This is a genomic window from bacterium, from assembly GCA_024228115.1.
In the GTDB taxonomy this organism is placed as follows: Bacteria; Myxococcota_A; UBA9160; order UBA9160; family UBA6930.
Genome location: JAAETT010000161.1, coordinates 1 through 648, shown reverse-complemented (window position 1 = coordinate 648; position 648 = coordinate 1). Strand labels below are relative to the sequence as shown.

General features: G+C 60.6%; 1 protein-coding gene. It reads right to left on the bottom strand.

The features are described from left to right. The coding region (locus GY937_08080) for a glyoxalase/bleomycin resistance/dioxygenase family protein (protein ID MCP5056671.1) at positions 1-455 on the bottom strand (455 nt) is incomplete at its 3' end. Positions 456-648 lie beyond the last annotated feature (193 nt).

Genomic DNA, 648 nt, shown 5'->3' with positions numbered 1-648 from the left:
TCGAACCGCAGCGACGTAGGGCCTTCCGTTGCGTGCTCGAGGAGTTCCAGGATGTTTCCGAAGGGATCGCGGCCATAGGCCCAACGGCCGCCGTCGCCGCCCATCGGCGGGGAATTGAACGAAACGCCGTTCTTGCTGAGGTGCTCGTAGTCTGCCGCGTAGTCGTTGGTCGCCAGACAGATGTGCGTGATTCCAGCCTGATTGGCAGGGCGGTTGGCCAGTCCGTCTGCGGCGGTATTGAACTCGAAGAGTTCGATGCAGGAGTTCCCCTTGCGGAGCATGCGCACCTTGCAGCCGGAGTCAGGAATGCCGAACGCGTCGTTCAAGGGTGCGATGCCAGAGGGGATCTCTGCGTCCATCACGACTTCGAAGCCGAGGACCTCACAGTAGAAGCGGAGCGCGGCTTCGATGTCGGGAACGGCCAGAGCAGGGTGGTGGACTCCCAGGATCATCATTCCTCCTTCCTTCGAAACGAAGATGCCGAACCCAGCTTGCCTCTGCACCAGATGGGCTAGTCCCTTGTATCGACCAAAGGCGGAAGTGTTGTCATGCTAAGCACTGCGTCCCCCGCAGCCAATCGGTTCTCGCCGTGTCGCGGGCCGATTCATGGGGCCCGTATGTCGAAGAAGCGGTATCGGATTGACTTGA